This is a genomic window from Fontisphaera persica (assembly GCF_024832785.1).
GTDB lineage: Bacteria > Verrucomicrobiota > Verrucomicrobiia > Limisphaerales > Fontisphaeraceae > Fontisphaera > Fontisphaera persica.
On sequence record NZ_CP116615.1, the window covers coordinates 1,808,273 to 1,823,751 of the forward strand.

19 protein-coding genes are annotated in these 15,479 nt (G+C 58.8%); 8 read left to right on the forward strand and 11 right to left on the reverse strand.

Translation table 11 applies throughout. The features are described from left to right. Positions 1-489 precede the first annotated feature (489 nt). Complete coding sequence (locus tag NXS98_RS06270; RefSeq protein WP_283847621.1) at positions 490-1,095, forward strand: DNA-3-methyladenine glycosylase family protein; 606 nt, start codon at positions 490-492, stop codon at positions 1,093-1,095. A gap of 420 nt (positions 1,096-1,515) precedes the next feature. After that, positions 1,516-2,016 (forward strand): hydrogenase maturation protease, encoded by a 501-nt coding sequence (locus NXS98_RS06275; protein WP_283847622.1) that lies wholly within the window; start codon positions 1,516-1,518, stop codon positions 2,014-2,016. Here the strand turns inward: NXS98_RS06275 and NXS98_RS06280 are convergent. The 7 genes from NXS98_RS06280 to NXS98_RS06310 form a co-directional block, all read right to left on the reverse strand. Continuing rightward, on the reverse strand, positions 2,010-2,789 hold the full coding sequence (locus NXS98_RS06280) for a lipoate--protein ligase family protein (protein WP_283847623.1): 780 nt from the start codon (positions 2,787-2,789) through the stop codon (positions 2,010-2,012). The two genes, NXS98_RS06275 and NXS98_RS06280, sit on opposite strands and share 7 nt — an antisense overlap. Then, complete coding sequence (locus NXS98_RS06285; RefSeq protein ID WP_283847624.1) at positions 2,786-3,385, reverse strand: PAS domain-containing protein; 600 nt, start codon at positions 3,383-3,385, stop codon at positions 2,786-2,788. Before NXS98_RS06285 ends, NXS98_RS06280 begins: the two co-directional genes overlap by 4 nt. A 12-nt stretch (positions 3,386-3,397) precedes the next feature. Further along, on the reverse strand, positions 3,398-3,889 hold the full coding sequence (locus NXS98_RS06290) for an NADH-quinone oxidoreductase subunit NuoE family protein (RefSeq protein WP_283847625.1): 492 nt from the start codon (positions 3,887-3,889) through the stop codon (positions 3,398-3,400). A gap of 9 nt (positions 3,890-3,898) precedes the next feature. After that, positions 3,899-5,185, reverse strand: a complete 1,287-nt coding sequence (gene nuoD, locus NXS98_RS06295; RefSeq protein ID WP_283847626.1) for an NADH dehydrogenase (quinone) subunit D — start codon at positions 5,183-5,185, stop codon at positions 3,899-3,901. Between the two features lie 3 nt (positions 5,186-5,188). Next, on the reverse strand, positions 5,189-5,773 hold the full coding sequence (locus NXS98_RS06300) for an NADH-quinone oxidoreductase subunit C (protein WP_283847627.1): 585 nt from the start codon (positions 5,771-5,773) through the stop codon (positions 5,189-5,191). Continuing rightward, a complete protein-coding gene (gene nuoB, locus NXS98_RS06305) occupies positions 5,770-6,273 on the reverse strand; it encodes an NADH-quinone oxidoreductase subunit NuoB (protein ID WP_283847628.1) in 504 nt (167 codons plus the stop codon). The genes NXS98_RS06300 and nuoB overlap by 4 nt, the downstream gene beginning before the upstream one ends. 265 nt (positions 6,274-6,538) lie before the next feature. Then, positions 6,539-7,504 carry an MBL fold metallo-hydrolase gene (locus tag NXS98_RS06310; protein WP_283847629.1) on the reverse strand — a complete coding sequence of 322 codons (966 nt, stop codon included), beginning with the start codon at positions 7,502-7,504 and terminating at the stop codon, positions 6,539-6,541. A 128-nt stretch (positions 7,505-7,632) separates the two neighbouring features. On the opposite strand from NXS98_RS06310, the gene NXS98_RS06315 reads away from it, so the two are divergent. Then, positions 7,633-8,259 carry a 3-keto-disaccharide hydrolase gene (locus NXS98_RS06315; RefSeq protein ID WP_283847630.1) on the forward strand — a complete coding sequence of 209 codons (627 nt, stop codon included), beginning with the start codon at positions 7,633-7,635 and terminating at the stop codon, positions 8,257-8,259. A 29-nt stretch (positions 8,260-8,288) separates the two neighbouring features. On the opposite strand, the gene NXS98_RS06320 is transcribed toward NXS98_RS06315, so the two are convergent. From NXS98_RS06320 to rsmA, 3 genes are read right to left on the reverse strand one after another with little or no spacing between them, the layout of a single operon-like run. After that, positions 8,289-9,062 (reverse strand): hypothetical protein, encoded by a 774-nt coding sequence (locus tag NXS98_RS06320; protein WP_283847631.1) that lies wholly within the window; start codon positions 9,060-9,062, stop codon positions 8,289-8,291. 8 nt (positions 9,063-9,070) lie between these two features. After that, on the reverse strand, positions 9,071-9,769 hold the full coding sequence (locus NXS98_RS06325) for a phosphatase domain-containing protein (RefSeq protein ID WP_283847632.1): 699 nt from the start codon (positions 9,767-9,769) through the stop codon (positions 9,071-9,073). Beyond that, the gene (rsmA, locus tag NXS98_RS06330; protein ID WP_283847633.1) at positions 9,762-10,595 is read right to left on the reverse strand and encodes a 16S rRNA (adenine(1518)-N(6)/adenine(1519)-N(6))-dimethyltransferase RsmA; all 834 of its coding nucleotides are present in this window, start codon (positions 10,593-10,595) and stop codon (positions 9,762-9,764) included. Before rsmA ends, NXS98_RS06325 begins: the two co-directional genes overlap by 8 nt. 65 nt (positions 10,596-10,660) lie before the next feature. On the opposite strand from rsmA, the gene NXS98_RS06335 reads away from it, so the two are divergent. The 5 genes from NXS98_RS06335 to NXS98_RS06355 all read left to right on the forward strand — a co-directional run bounded on the left by NXS98_RS06335 (position 10,661) and on the right by NXS98_RS06355 (position 14,549). Continuing rightward, positions 10,661-10,855, forward strand: coding sequence for a hypothetical protein (locus NXS98_RS06335; RefSeq protein WP_283847634.1), 195 nt, complete (start codon positions 10,661-10,663; stop codon positions 10,853-10,855). Positions 10,856-10,951: 96 nt separating this feature from the next. Beyond that, the gene (locus tag NXS98_RS06340; protein WP_283847635.1) at positions 10,952-11,455 is read left to right on the forward strand and encodes a hypothetical protein; all 504 of its coding nucleotides are present in this window, start codon (positions 10,952-10,954) and stop codon (positions 11,453-11,455) included. A 139-nt stretch (positions 11,456-11,594) separates the two neighbouring features. Then, a complete protein-coding gene (locus NXS98_RS06345) occupies positions 11,595-12,344 on the forward strand; it encodes an MlaE family ABC transporter permease (RefSeq protein WP_283847636.1) in 750 nt (249 codons plus the stop codon). A 9-nt stretch (positions 12,345-12,353) separates the two neighbouring features. Next, entirely contained in the window at positions 12,354-13,133 is a 780-nt protein-coding gene (locus NXS98_RS06350; RefSeq protein ID WP_283847637.1) for an ATP-binding cassette domain-containing protein, read from the forward strand. Between the two features lie 21 nt (positions 13,134-13,154). Beyond that, a complete protein-coding gene (locus tag NXS98_RS06355; protein ID WP_283847638.1) occupies positions 13,155-14,549 on the forward strand; it encodes an MlaD family protein in 1,395 nt (464 codons plus the stop codon). Positions 14,550-14,563: 14 nt separating this feature from the next. Here NXS98_RS06355 and mutM read toward each other — a convergent pair whose 3' ends face one another. Continuing rightward, positions 14,564-15,412, reverse strand: coding sequence for a bifunctional DNA-formamidopyrimidine glycosylase/DNA-(apurinic or apyrimidinic site) lyase (mutM, locus tag NXS98_RS06360; protein WP_283847639.1), 849 nt, complete (start codon positions 15,410-15,412; stop codon positions 14,564-14,566). Positions 15,413-15,479: the final 67 nt, after the last annotated feature.

Below are 15,479 nucleotides of genomic sequence, written 5' to 3' on the forward strand. Positions count from 1 at the left end.
TACAAAAACCTGTTCAGATTGTTCAGCCCGATGGTTTTGTGGCGGATGAACCACAGGACGCCCTTCCATTGACCATCACGACATCCGGCATAAACATGGCCAACCAGCTCGCGGCTTCGATCTCGTCCTCCCTGGAACCGCCTCAAAATTCCACCCTCAGCCGGCTCAATTCCACCAGTCGGCCTTGACCAAACAGGGCGAGCACGTCTTCGCGGTCACGCTCCACAACCATCGCGGATAGATTTTTCACGGGGAGGATTCTGGCACACCCACTTGGACAAAAACGCTCCTACCCCTCTTCCAATTTGAGGCCGGTTTTGGAAGAGGCGGGGTCAGGGAAAATCGTCCAGCCAGGCCATCTTCTGGGGATTCCATGCTCTTCGCCTGCCCGATTTTTGTCAGAACAATGCATACAGTCTTCTGACAATAGCCTCACGAAGTGCAGCCCGATCTTCCATTTCAGCTCATCTTCCGGCAGAATCCACCCGCTTGAAGAACGGCACACAACATCTGGCCAGCGCTGATCCCGTGATGGCCAGATTGATTGAACGCATCGGCCCCATTCAATTGAGGGCCAGGCGAGTTCCGGTTTTTCAGTCGTTGGTTCAGGCCATCATCTACCAGCAGTTGAGCGGAAAAGCAGCCGACACCATCCTGAAGCGATTCCTGGGGCTGTTTGGCGATGGCAGCTTCCCAAGTCCGGCGCAGGTCTTGTCCATCACCCCCGAACAAATGCGCACTGCTGGCCTCTCCAAACCCAAAGCCAAATATGTGAGGGGAGTGGCGGAGAAAGCTGTGGACGGTGGGCTGCCTTCCCTGGCTGATTGTGACGACCTGACCGACGCCGAGATCGTTGCGAAGCTGACGGAGTTGAATGGGGTCGGGAGATGGACCGTGGAGATGTTTCTGATCTTCAACCTGGCCAGACCGGATGTGCTGCCAGTTCATGACCTTGGAGTTCGCAGAGGATTTCAGATCGCATACGGCAAAAAGAAGATGCCAGAGCCCGAGCAGTTGGAGAAGTTCGGGCTGAGGTGGAAGCCGTACCGAACCCTGGCAGCCCGGTATTTGTGGCGGGCTGTGGATGGGGAGTGAGGACGGATTTCTGCAATGGTTCTTTCTATACTCCTTTCTATACTACCGGACCAAAATTGAGTCTCCTTGCGTCCTGATGAGTTCTCCAATAAGTGTTCCAAGTCATTAACTATAAGGAGTTAGGGCGATTGAGTCCACATGACGGGAAATGGGGGAAATCGCCTGTTTTCGATTATGAGTCGCCTGCTCTAACCCCTGAGCTATGGGCCCATGTCATGAGGCCCAGCTTAAGCGAAGTCCCCTCACAATCAAGCATGGAAGCACCAGCATGAGTAAATTCGTCCTGATGCCCCCCAAGGCAAAACCGGTTCCGGCCAGACACCGGCGAATAACGACCAAGCACCCCCTGGACCTCTCCCGTAAAGTCCGACTCAGCAAAATCCGCTCGACAACACGCTACGGGCTTTGAAGCATCAGGCCGTGGACACGGAAAAACCGATTCTGCTCTTGGGGCTGGGCAATGATATTTTAAGTGACGATGCGGTGGGGTTGATGGTTGCCCGGGAATTACAGAGCCGCTTCGCCGGCCATCCCCTTATTGAAGTCCAGGCCGTATGTGAAATGGGCTTGGGCCTGTTGGACTACATAGCCGGTCACCAAGCTTTGCTGGTGGTGGATTCCGTGCAAACCGGCAAGATTCCGCCTGGCCAAATTCATGAGGTGGGCGAAAAAGACCTTCCTTCCCTGCCGGGCATGTCCCCGCACTTTTTGGGGGTGGGCGAAATTTTGACCTTGGGCCGCCGCATGGACTACCTGATGCCGGAGGTGGTGGCCATTTTCGCCGTCGAGGTGGCCGATGCCTCCACCATTAAAGAGCAGCTTACAGCGCCGGTGGCGGCTGCTTTGCCACGAGTGGTGGAACGCGCCGCGGCCTGGCTGACCCACCAGGCATTGCAATACCAGAATCGCCGCGCTCAGTGACGGAAATTCCACTCCGGCGAGGTGTATTTCTCCAGAAACGGGGCTAATTCTTCATCCTGGCAGGTCACCGGGAAACTTGCGGCCTGCCAGGCTTCGCGCAAGGTGGCCTTCACCGCTTCGCTACTCAAACCTAAATTGGTCACAAAATCCACATGCCGACGCCCGGCGCGATAATCAGGCACACGGGAAGGAAACCGCAGATAACGCTCCATGAGTGCAATGGAGGCCTCCAGCAAAAACACGCCATGAAACAACAAGACCTGGCGGTACCGCCGCTGGGCGTTGCCGGAGCATTTTCTGCCGTCCACCGCCAAATCGGTGATGCCTTTGACCTGTACCGGGCGTCCCAACAGTTGGGTTAGCACCTCTGCATGACGCTGCATGATGAACTGGTTGGCCCCGGTGATGGTGGCCAAAGGGCCCTCTGTGGGCACCCGTAAAACGAGGGAGTAATTGAGGCAGCCCGGCATCTGTAGCACCGTACCGCCACCGCTGACCCGCCGCAGAATGGGCACCCCATCCGCAGCACAAGCCTCGACGTTGACCTCTTCATGAACCCGATTGCCATATCCCACCACCACAAAAAGGTCACGAGGACTCCAAAAACTTATGTATTCCGGCCCGCCCTGTTCACATTGGCGCACCAGCCACTCATCAAACGCGAGACATAACTCCGGCCTCGGCCACGCCCTATCCAAAGCAATGCGCCGCGGCAAAGGTGTCGGCTCGCGCAGACTCGTCCAGACATCCACCACCATGGCTTGTCCGCTCACGCCAAAATCTCAATCTCCGCCTCCAGTGCTTTTTCGCAGGCGGAACAAATACCATGAGTAATAGGAGGAGGGGTGGCGCAGTTGAACAATTGCATCTGCAGAACCGCCTGCTCCGGTTCCTGCCACTCCCCTGCGGTGGGATTATTCACACGCTTGCACCAACTGCACATGGTAATAAGCCGCCCGCTGCCACCATCCGAGGCCGCCAGCAATTCCAGGGCAGGGCGGACTTCCTCGCGCAAAATCCAATTACGGAATTGCAGACGCCCTTCTCCCAAAGGATGAATCTCCATCCGCATGAAACGGCGTTTTTCGGGGGAATCGCACCGATAATGCAACTTGATGACGCGCGCCAGAGTGCGCACTCGTTGAACGATGATTTGGTAAAAGTGCCGGGTGGTCGCCTCTGTAATAAAATCCCACAGGGGCCGACCCAAAATGGCCTCGCGGGTCAGGTGGGTAGCCTTGTTGTCACGCGCAAACTGCAGCCACGCGTCGTTCACCCAGGACAGGGAGTCATCGGCTTCGATTTGATGGACAAACATGTCTTTGACTACAACGGCGCCGCCGCCTATGGCCAGCAACTCTAAGACCATGCCGTCCTTGCATTAACCTTGGCGCAAGGAGGCCAGGATTTGGTCCGCTTTTTCGGTCGTGACGCCCTCGTAAAAATCGTCATTCACCATCATGGCCGGCGCCGTGCCACAACTGGCCAGGCACTCGACAAACTCAATGGAAAAACGCCCATCCGGGGTGGTTTGCAAACCGTGTGTATGCGGGTCCAAGCCCAGCTTTTCGCAAAGATGCCGGTAGAGTTCGTGCGAGCCGCCAAGAGCGCAGCTCAAAGTGCGGCAGACTTTGAAGACATAGCGCCCAGCAGGTTGCTGGCGAAACATGGGATAAAAAGTCACCAGCTCAAAAATGGCAATGGGTTCCAGCCCCAGTTTGGCAGCAATCCATTCCAGCGCCGGGCGGGAGATGTAACCATCCCGCTCCTGGAAAGCATGTAAAAGCATCAAGGCCGCGCTGCGCGGCTGCGGATAGCGCGCAATGATGCCATCCAGATTCCGTTCAAATTCAGGTTCCACCTTGAAGCTCATGCGCTTTCCTCAACGGTCACACTCGCCCATCACAAAGTCAATCGAGCCGAGAATGGCCACCACATCGCTAATCATATTCCCCGGCAGCAGCTTGGGGAGGATGCTCAGGTTGACAAACGAAGGCGAGCGAATCTTCAGGCGGTAAGGTGTGCCGCCGCCGCGGCTGTGAATATAAAAGCCCAGCTCGCCCTTCGGGTTCTCCGCGCCAAAATAAACCTCGCCCGGCGGCGCGTTGACCCCCTGCGTCACCAGCATGAATTGGTGAATCAATTCCTCCATGCTGGTCAGCACTTTGTGTTTGGGGGGAAGCACAATTTTGCCGTCCGGCACGTTGATGGGCTCGCCGGATGGATTGTCCGGGCCTCCGGGCAAACGATCCAGACATTGGCGGATGATACGCACGCTCTGCCGCATTTCCTCCATGCGCACCAGATAGCGGTCATAGCAGTCACCCACACTGCCCACGGGCACGTCAAACTCCAATTCCCCGTAGCAAAGGTACGGATGGGCCTTCCGCAAATCGTGCTCGATGCCACTGCCCCGCAGATTGGGGCCGCTCAAGGCATAACTGATGGCATCCTCGCGGGAAATAATGCCGATGTCCCGCGTGCGTTCGACCCAAATACGGTTCCGCGTCAGGAGTTGGTCCACCTCGTCAATCTCCACCAGCACTTCGTCACAGAACTTGCGGCATTGCTCCACCCACCCCGGCGGCAAATCCCGCGACAGCCCGCCGATGCGCGTATAACTGGTGGTGAAACGCGCCCCCGTAAGCCACTCGCAAAGATTGTAAATTTTTTCGCGCTCCGTGAAGGTGTGCAAAAACACCGTCATGGCCCCGCAATCCATGGCGTAGCAGCCAATCCCCAACAAATGCGAGGAAATGCGCGCCAGTTCGCAGCAGATGACGCGAATATACTGGCAGCGGGGCGGCAGGGAGCGGTCAATGCCCAGCAATTTCTCCACCGCCAGGGCATACGCCACATTGTTGGCCAGGGGCGCCAAATAATCCAGACGGTCGGTGTAGGGAATGAACTGGGTGTAGGTCATGTTTTCGGCGATTTTTTCATCGCCGCGATGCAAATAACCAATGTCTGGCGTGGCTTTGACGATCACTTCGCCGTCCAGTTCCAACAGCAGCCGCAACACCCCGTGGGTGGAGGGATGAGACGGCCCCATGTTCAAAAGCAACTTGTCTCCCTGCAACTCTCCCAGTTCATCTGGCCCCACCTGCTGCAAAGCTTGCTGCGCCCGGCTGGCCGGTTCTCGGAAAGCAATGTCCTGGACTTCACCCATGATTCAAGACTCCACATCTCGGACCCGCGGCTCGCGGCTGATGGCGTCTGGCGCGCCAGGGCTGGTCACAAAGGGGCCGCCTTCCAAAGGGGCGGGTTCGGTGAAGGCCACCTCCGGCAGAGCCGTGGGCTTGCCTGCCAGCGGAAAATCTTTCCGCAAGGGATGATAAGGATATCCTTCCCACATGATGATGCGGCGCAAATCAGGATGCCCCGCAAAACGGATGCCCATCATGTCGTATATCTCGCGCTCGTGCCAGTCGGCGGTCCCCCAGAGATGACTGACGGTGGGCAGCTCGGATTTTTCCTCGGACACGGAGGTTTTTAACCGTAAATGGCAGTGGTGCTTCAGCCCGTAAAGCTCATAAACCACCGTCCAGCGCGGGTCTTCGCCGTAGTTGTCCACGCTGGAAATGTCCAGGAGATAATCAAATCCCAGCTCATCCCGGGCAAAACGGCAAACTTCCGCAATTTGACCGGCGTCATGGACCACCAGCGTGATTTCGCCACGAAATTCGAGCGGCTCCCCCAAGACGCCGGGGAATCGCTCGCGGCAACGCCGCACCAGCTCAGCCAGTTGTTCATTCATGCGGCTTGGGGACGGAAGATGGGTTCCTTGGCCACTTTATTCTGCAGCCGAATCAGGGCGTCCAACAAAGCTTCCGGCCGCGGGGGGCAGCCCGCCACGTAAACATCCACCGGGATGATATGGTCCACCCCCTGCAAGACGGCATAGCTGCGATACATGCCGCCAGTGGAGGCGCAGGCGCCCATGGCAATGACCCATTTGGGATCGGGCATCTGCTCATAAATACGCTTCACCACCAGCGCCATCTTATAGGTCACCGTGCCGGCCACAATCATGACATCGGACTGGCGTGGCGAAAAGCGCATGACCTCGGCGCCAAAGCGGGAAATATCAAAGCGACTGGCCCCCGTGGCCATCAGTTCAATCGCGCAGCAGGCCAGCCCCATCGGCATGGGCCAGAGGCTGTTTTTGCGGCACCAATTCAACGCCGCTTCGAGGCGGGTGTGAATTACGCCGCCTTCGATTTTGGAGTTGTAGCCGAATTCTGTGGTGTTGCCCATGCTCATGCGATTGAACCAGTGCGGGGCGAATTCAGGGGCGCCTGCCGCGAGGAAAACCTAACCGCCACCCACGGCAGGCGCAAGCGCATTTTGACCATCTAGTCATCCCAAACGGCTTGGGAGCACGAAAAACGACTCCGCCGCGTTCGTGGAGGAAGCTCTGGTGCCAGAAGCGCTTCGTTAGAGTGACGGCTGACCCAGCAAGCAACCATGCCACCAAGGGTTCCCACGGAGACTGGATGCGTGCTGGACAGGACAAAAGCCGTCACTCCCACGGGCGCAAGCGCACTTCGATGCCCAAATCGCGGCCCACCTGCGCTTTGAATGCGGCAGGATTGGCTTGGTTGTAATGGTAGGGATATACCACCTTCGGGCGGATGGCCCGCACAAACTGAGCGGCCTCCGGCGGTCCCATGTTGTACCGGCCATCACAACAAACGAAAGCCACGTCAATGTTAGTTATCCGGCTTCGGTCAATGCTGGCGCTGGTGTCACCGCTAATATAAAGGCGTGTGCCTCCTAAAGTCACAATGTATCCATTTCCTGCACCCAACGGGTGACGATCATTAGTGGCAGGGACGGCCTCGACATGCACGCCCATCTGTTCGGTGCTCTGTCCATTCAACAAACGCACCGAGCGATTGGTCAAGGGGCTGGCAGCGGAAACCAATAAAGCATAAACACTTGAGGACACCACCAGAACGGTTTGGGCGTTGGTCAGGGTATTGAGCGCGTTCAGGTTGTAGTGGTCATTATGTTCATGGGTGACGAAAATTAAGTTGGCACGGGGATACCCCTGGCTCACGTAGGTGGTGGCGGTAGGGTCCACATAAATGGCCAGATTATTCCACCACAAAAGAAAAGTCGCGTGATTGAAATGGCGCATGATGGCGTCGCCCTGTGCGGTGGGGATATGATCGCCCGTCAGGGCGTTCGTGGCGGCCTGCAACGCCCGATAAAAGCGCTGGGGCACATACGGGCTGGCCGTATCCACATGTTGAACCAGGCCAGTGCTGGCGGCTGTGGCAAGGCCGCGCCAGTCCACCAGGTTGGTGGACCATTGCAACTGATAACGCTGGCCATTGGCCGCCTGCAATTCCAACTGCAATTCAGCTTCGGCGTTCCACCGCGGGCGGGCAAACTGGGGAGACTGGGCGGGCAGAAAGCCGGCCGCGCAAAGCATCAAGGCCAACCAGTTCGCGCCAAGGGAGGCAAGGCATGGGCGGTACATAGGGCTATGGCTATTAGGACGCCTTGAGTAAACCAAAATTGAGGCTTTTTGTAAATGCGATTTGCGCCTCCTTGAAGAAAAGACTGCCCAAGACAGTCCAATCATGGTAAGATTTCATGCGTAAATTTATGAAACCCATGTCTTTACCACGCAAAAGTGCCCTAACCCTGGCAATCACCCTGGCCTGCCTGATGATGTCCGGCCTTAAAATGCACGCAGCCGGCGATTGGGTTACCCTCTTCAACGGCAAGGACCTGACCGGCTGGAAAGTGCCGGCCAGCAACGTCTTCTGGAAGGTGGTGGAAGGGGTGTTGGTGGGCGAAAATGACGAAACCCTCAAAGGCAGCATGTTGTACACCGAGAAAAGTTATCAGGATTTTATTTTTGAAGCAGACGTCCGCTGGGAAGGCGACATTGACTCGGGGTACATGGTACGGAAGCCGGAGTTGCAGATGCAAATCGGCATTTCCAGTTCACTTAAACGGGACATGACCTGCAGCTTTTATACAGGCGGCGCAGAGCGGTATCCCGTGGCCGGCCAGGCCAAGGATGTGGACAAATACCTAAAGCCCGGCCAATGGAACAACATCCGGCTGCAGGCCAAGGGCAACACCTTCACCGTATGGCTCAACGGCCACCAAGTCACCGAATACACCAATGAGAAATATGCCGGTGCCGCTCCCATCGGCCTGCAAATCCATCCCAAAGTGAAAATGAAGGTGGAGTTCCGGAATATCCGCATCAAAGAGTTGTAATTGGGCGGCCAGCCCGCAATTTTTGCCCGTCAGGGTTGTTTTCCGCCCCCTGTACCGGAGGGGGCATCTCCCCAGCCCAGCGGCGGGCGGATTTTTCGTGCCTCCGGACGCCGCCAAAAATCGCGGACTTTGTTCAACGTTTCGCCAAAATCCAAGTCCAACAAGCGCTCCCTGACCGGGCCTGGGGCCAACTGCTGGCGCGGCACCCACAGTGTCATGGCGCCGGAATTGGCGGGCGGCATGTGCCCTTCAAACTCCAGTCGCAGGCCATTGGTTTTGACGATGCCCACCGAGGGGATGTCCAGAAAGGCCAGCGGAAGCAATGGCGCCTGACCAGGGCAATAAATCCACCCCCCGCGCAGCTCCAATGGCCATGGGTCTCTGCCCACCTTTAGGGACAAACTGGCGGAGGCGTTGGTATATTCCTGTACCAAGCTTTCCCCGGCAATTTGCACGCCTAGGACGGCGTCTTCGCTCATGCCGTCCAATGGCCCTTCACCGAGGCGGGTTACCAAAACCCGCTGGGTGTAGCGGACTCCCCGATATTCCCATTCGGTCTGCAGGATGGGAAGGTTGTCGAGAAGAAAACGCCGCGCGGGAAGCGCCGGTGGCAAGCCAAAGTCAAAACGCACCGCAACGCCCGTAGTGGCATGACCGCCGGAAAAAGCGCCGGTGGGACATTCCACCACACCGTTGGAAAACACCTGTACCAGGGCAGAGAAGGCCGGAGCGGAGGAACTGGCGGCAATCGTCTTCATCCCCGCTGAGGCCAGTGCCAGCAGCCCTACTAAAAGTTTGGTCAAAGGACTCCTCATGTGGGTTGCCGGTTGTGGCAATGCTGCAGAAAGCGCGCAACGGCTTTGCGTTGAGCCCGGGTCAAACGCACACCAGGCCGCCGGGCCCGCAACCAGGCTTCCGCCTCCGCCACGTTGGCGCAGCGGCCTTGTTGCACCAGGTAGGCGGCCAATATGGCGGCGGCGCGTCCATGCCCCAAGGCACAGTGAACATAAACATGCTGCCGTTGGCAGTGGTCGCGAATGAATTGGAGGGCACGTTCAAAATCACGATGCCGGGGAGGGGTCATGTCCAAGATGGGCAGCCGCAGGTATTCCCCCTGTTCGCGCATGAACTCCGGTTCAGCGTACTCGGCCGTGAGATCGAGCACCGCCAACGGCTCCAAGTGCGCGATGCGACGCCGTTCATCCCAGCACAGGCGGCGTCCCCAATACAGGCCCGGTTCCACCTCGGCAAAGGCCGGTTCACGCGAGAAAAAGCGCCAGGCCAGCAATACGGCGTAGTTGTAGAGGAAGTACGGCCAGAAGAGCACCCAAGAGAAAAAGGGCAGCCGCCCATCGCTGCCTTTCTGGAAAATATGCGGCTGCCGGGCATAAAAAGCGTAGGTCAGTGCCATGCCCGTAGCCACGCCATTAAAAGCGAGCAACAGGAGCAGCAAGGGAATGGCCGCCTCGAGCGAATCGGGTGTGATTTCGTTGAATTGAAGATTAAACATGAGCCACTCCCAACAAGCGCGTCAACCCCACCCATTGTTCCAGCGACAACTCTTCCCCCCGCACGGTGGGAAGCAGCCCCAGAGCCGCCAGTGCCGCGTCCACTTCGTCTTCCGGCCGGATGGCCTTGAGCAGTTTGCGCAGCATTTTGCGCCGCTGGGAAAAGCCTTGTTTAACCAACCGGACAAAAGCCTGACGATAACATTCCTCCAGTAGAGGGGTGGAACGCCGCACCAGGGTGATACATGCAGAATCCACCTCCGGCACCGGGAAAAAACACGCGGCCGGAATCTTAAACCAATCCTGCGCCTCGTAATCCAGTTGTATCAAAAGGGTAAGCACGCCGTAATCAGGGCTGCCCGGGCGCGCCAGCAAACGTTGCGCCACTTCCCATTGCAAAGTCACCGTCATCAGGCGCGGCCCCCGCGGATTCAGGGCCAGCTCCACCAAGATGGGCGAGGCCACTGAGTATGGCAAATTGGAAACCAGTTTCCACGGCCGCCAGTCGCGCGGTTCGGTGCGCAGGTATTCGAGGGCGTCCGCCAGCACCAGAGTCAGGTTGGGGCAGCCCCCCAACCGCTGGCGCAGCACCTCAAACAACCGGCGGTCCACTTCAATCGCCAGAACTTTCAGAGGGCGGCGCACCAAGTAGTCGGTCAGCGCCCCCAGCCCGGGGCCAATCTCCAACACCTGGTCGCCCGGCTCCAACTGCGCTGCCACCACAATGCGCGTCAGTTGATTGCCATCGTGCAAAAAATTTTGTCCCAAGGAGCGGGTCAAGCGAATCCCCTCCCGGTCCAGCAACTGCCGCATTTCGCTTAAAGTCACTTTTTCAGCATTTTTTTACCGTACTGCCATTGCGCGGACACATTTTAGTGCGATATTGAGGCGTAATGCGAAGCCAAAAACCCAGTCTGCAACCGCTGCCCGGTTCAGTTGCCGAATCGGCGGCCCGGCGTTTTTTCCAGATGCGCCGCGCCCCCCGCAACGGGATGGAACTGGTGGCGGGGTTTTCCGGGCATCGCGCGCCCTTTTTGTTTTTAACGTGGCTGCGCGTGTCCCGGCAGCATAAAAAGGCCGTGGAATAACCGGCCGGCCACCCCATCGGGCCTTCGCCGCGTCATGGGAGGCTATTGTATTATTTAGGCTTTTGCCCGGCCCTGCCGGGCATTATGCTTTTGGGCATGAAGCATTACCTGCAATGGGTTGTTTTACTGGCCTGGCTGGGGGCCGCAGGTCACGTGGACGCAGCCTCCGGCAAATTGCTCAAGGTGCTGCCCCATTACCTGGATTTGAAAGGCCGGCATTCGCTCAGCCCCAGTTTATATGACCGTGACGCCTACCAGGCTTATTTGCGGGAGAAGCCGGAGGAACGTTCCGGCCTGCGGTTTGACATCCAATACCGCGTGGCCAATGCCAGCCAGCCCCGGGTGCGGGTGGAATTGCGGGCCATGAAGGGCGGCCAGCCCCAGACCAAAGTGTTGGAAATGGAGGTCAAGAAAACCACCTTCCTGGGGCGATGGGCCTCCGTGGCGGTCCGCGGCGAGGATTACAAAAATCTGGGGGAAATATCCGCGTGGCGCGTGACCTTGTGGGACGGCAACCAACTACTCGGAGAACGCAAATCATTTCTATGGCCGCCAGATTCCCCCGTCCCCGCCCCGGTTGCGCCTGCCGCCAAACCATAAGCCCGGCGATGGCCCCGCGGTGGCAGCCACCAGGCTGTGTCGCTGCAGATGCCAAGGGATTATGAGAATTTTTGCTTCAGCCAGCGAGGGGAACCATGCAAGTTTGGCGGGGGCCATTGGGCATCGGTTGTGCCAAGCCATGGGCACTGTCCGCGGTTTGCTGGCCTTTGGGTTGATTACCTTGGGCGTATTGGTCACCAAAAGCGCCGTCGCCCGGCCGTTGATGCGCCCGCTGATGCGCCGCCACCTCTATCGCGCCGGCGTGCGGCTTCTGCCCATGGCCCTGTTCTTGGCGATGGCCTTGGGCTTTGTGGTTATCGGCCAGAGTGTGGTCTTGTTGAGCCGGGTGGGCGCGCAAGACTTCGCCGGCACCATCATGGTCAGTGTGGTCGTGCGCGAGCTGGGGCCCTTGGCGGCCGCCTTGTTGATTCTCTTGCGGGTTGGCACGGCCACGGTCATCGAATTGGGTACCGCCCGCGCACTGGGGGAGGTGGAGGTGCTGGAATCCCTGAGCATTGATCCCATTCATTACCTGGTGGCGCCGCGCATGGCTGGCATGATTCTGGGCGCGTTCACCTTGAGCATCTACTTGATTGTCGCCGCCCTGGCCTGCGGTTATGTCTTCGCCTTTCTCCAGGACGTGCCGCTGACTCCCTCAGATTACCTCGCGCAATTGGCGGGTGCCTTGCAAGCCCTGGATTTTGTGCTGGTAGGCATCAAAGCCCTGCTTTTTGGGGTGCTCATTGCGGTCACCACTTGTTACCAAGGGCTGGCACGCCCTTTAAGCCTCGAAGATGTTTCCCAGGCCACCGTCCGGGCCACCGTACATGGATTGTTGGGCATCGTGGCGCTGGACGTCCTGTTCATGGTGGTCTTTCTGGCCAGTTGATGCAAGGTTATGCCCGCCCAGACCCTATCGCCCACCCCTGCGCTTTGCGAATTGCGCGAGGTGGACGTCGCCGCGCCGCGCGCCCCCGCCGTGGCGCTGTTGCAGGAAGTGAATTGGCGCATCCACCCGGGCGACCGCTGGCTGCTCTTCAGCCCATCCGGGGCCGGCAAATCCGCCCTCCTTCTCACTGCGGCTGGCATTCAACGTCCCCTGCGCGGGGAAGTTTGTTTAATGAGCTGCGCCCTGGGGAATTTGCGGGAGCAGGAACTGTTGCCGTTCCGCAGGCAGGTGGGGCTGGTCTTTGAAGGTGGCGGCCGTCTATTTCCAGACTTGACCGTCGCGCAAAACGTCGCCCTGCCCCTGGTGTATCATCAATCACGCTCCTGGCCTGAGGCTGTGCAGGAAATCCAACCACTCTTGGAATGGTTGGAACTGAGCTCCCAGGCGGAAAACACTCCCGTGCTCCTGCCGCGGCCATGGCTGCCACGAGCGGGCCTGGCGCGCGCGCTGGCCCTGCGCCCCCGGCTGCTGCTGCTGGATCATCCCTGGCGGGGAGCCGATGCGCGGGAACGTCAATGGTGGCAAACGAAATTGGCCGAACTGCCCCAATACTCTCCCGGCGTGGAAGCGCTGGTGTTGGCGGCTGATGAAGCAGAGCCGTGGCTGGGGCATTTTACGCAACTGGCTGCAGTTCACCAACGGCATCTGGTGACTTTTGCGAGCGGTGAAGAGTGCCGCGCCTGGCTGGCCGCGCATCATTTGCTCGCCTCGCATCCGGAAAGCGGGTAAATCACCCTTGAGCATCGTGTTATGCCCTTGCAGGACTTGACACCACAACTGCGCACGCGCCTGAGCCGCCTGGAAAGCGTGGTGGGCTGGTTTGTGCTGCTGGCCGCTATGCTGCTGGTGGCGGGGTTTGTCTATTACGTTGTGCATACCGCCCAGCGCAAAGGCTGGTTTCAGGAAAAAGTGCTCTTTTCCACCTTTGTAAACACCGCCACGGGGCTGAAACCCGGGGACCCGGTGCGTCTGATGGGCTTTCCCATCGGCGAGGTCACCCGTGTGGTGCCCAATGATCCCAATTTCCAGTACGGCAATATTACCATTTTCTTTGTGGTGCGCCGGGATGCCAATCACTACTGCGGCTATTTGTGGAGTGACTCCCGTGCCAAGGTTGTTCCCACTGATTTTTTAGGAAATCGCGGATTGGAAATCACCAAGGGTCAGACGGGCATTCCCCTGTTGCGCCTGGCCAATCCGGCAGACCCGCGCAGCCCCATTGCTGGACGCCTGGACGTGGCGGCGGTGAAAAAATTTACCGCCAAAGTGGCCGCATCCCTGGGCACCACCAATGCCCCCTCCACGGAAGAAAAGGAGATTCACGCTTTCATCCAAAAAGTTTCCGCCAGCCCCTGGGAGTACAGTGCCAAGGGCTACGTGGAATCGCCGGAGGAAATGGCGGCGCTGGTGGTGCAGGCCATCCATCGGGAACAACCCAACCGCTTTTACGTGCCTTATGACAAAGACAAAGACATATTTATTGAGCCGGAGGAATCGCCTGCCTTGACGGAGCGCCTGGAGCGCATCATCACCCAGGCAGAGCGCGCCCTGCCCAGTTTCCTGACCTTGACCAATCAGTTGGCCCAGGCCTTGGACAACGCCGTGCGTGCCACCGCCGAGCTGGGCTCGCTCCTCACCAACACCCGCCCCGCCGTCACCCATGCCGGCGAACTGACGGCGGAGCTGCAGCAGGCGGTGCGCGATTTGCGCCCCATGTTCACCAATCTGGCGCGCATCTCAGAAACGCTGGCCCAACCCCAGGGCAGCCTGGGTGAGTGGCTCCTGCCTACCAACATACACCGCGAGCTGTTGACGGTCCTGCGCTCCGCCAGCACGACCTTGGATACAGCCAATACGGCCATTGGCAACACCGACACCAATCTGGAGGCCTTGATTGATCATGTGAATCTTACCCTGGAAAACCTGGCCCTGATGACCAGCAACTTGAACCGTCAGGTCGAGGCCAATACCAACATCCTAAGCGACATCTCCGATCTCATTCGCAACACGGACCAATTCATCCAAGGGTTGCGCCGCCACTGGCTGCTGCGTTCTGCTTTTCGCACCAATCGCCCGCCGGCCCGTCCCCAGGCCCCTGCCACGCCCACGCCGCCGGCCGCCCTCCCGCCGCGCCTCAAACCCTGACCATCCCCACCGAGTCATCGTTGGCAAACCGGGCAGTAAAAAGTGCTGCGCCCACCTTGCTCCATGCGGCGAATGCGGGCGCCACAACGCCGACAAGGCTGGCCGTGGCGGTCATAAACCCGGAGCCGCTCATGGTAATACCCCGAGGCAGCGCGTTGCACGCCGAAGTAAAACAATTTTTCACCCCGCTCCCGCCCCGCAAAGTCCAGCGGAATGGTGCTGCCCCAACCAATGGCCTCGCGCAAGACTGCCCGTAAACAGCGCCACAATTTCTGGCATTCCTTTCCGCTCAAGCGGCCGGCCGCTTTGCGGGGGGAAATACCGGCGCGCCAGAGTGCTTCGCTGGCATAAATGTTGCCCACCCCTGCCACCACTTGTTGATCCATCAAGCGCACCTTGATGGCCTGCCGGCTGCCGGCCAGTTTTTGCTGCAAAACTCGAGCCGTAAACTGGCTCTCCAGCGGCTCCGGCCCCAGCCGCGCCAAAGGGGTGGAGTCAAGGCTTAAACGTCCGAAACGCCGCGGGTCCTCATAAACCAGCCGCGCGTGGTCAAGGAGCATGCACACTACTGCGTGGTCGGGCAGCCCGGCTTGCCGGCCGGTCAGGTACATGCGGCCCGTCATCCCCAAGTGGCCCACCAAAAGCACCGGATTGCCGCCCGGCGAGCGCAGTGAAAAAAGGAGATATTTCCCCCGACGCTCGACCTGCTCAAAACGCGCTCCCCGCAAAAGCCGGTCAAATTCAACCAAGCCGTGGGGACGGATGACTTTGGCCTGAAAAACTTGAACCTGCCGGATGACCCGGCCCGGCAATAACGAGGCCAGATGCCGTTTCAGGACTTCAACTTCGGGCAGTTCAGGCATGAAGCCGATATGGACATGGGCGCCTTGGCTGGCGAAGCCGACGGGGAGGCGAACCTCCAGGTGGGTG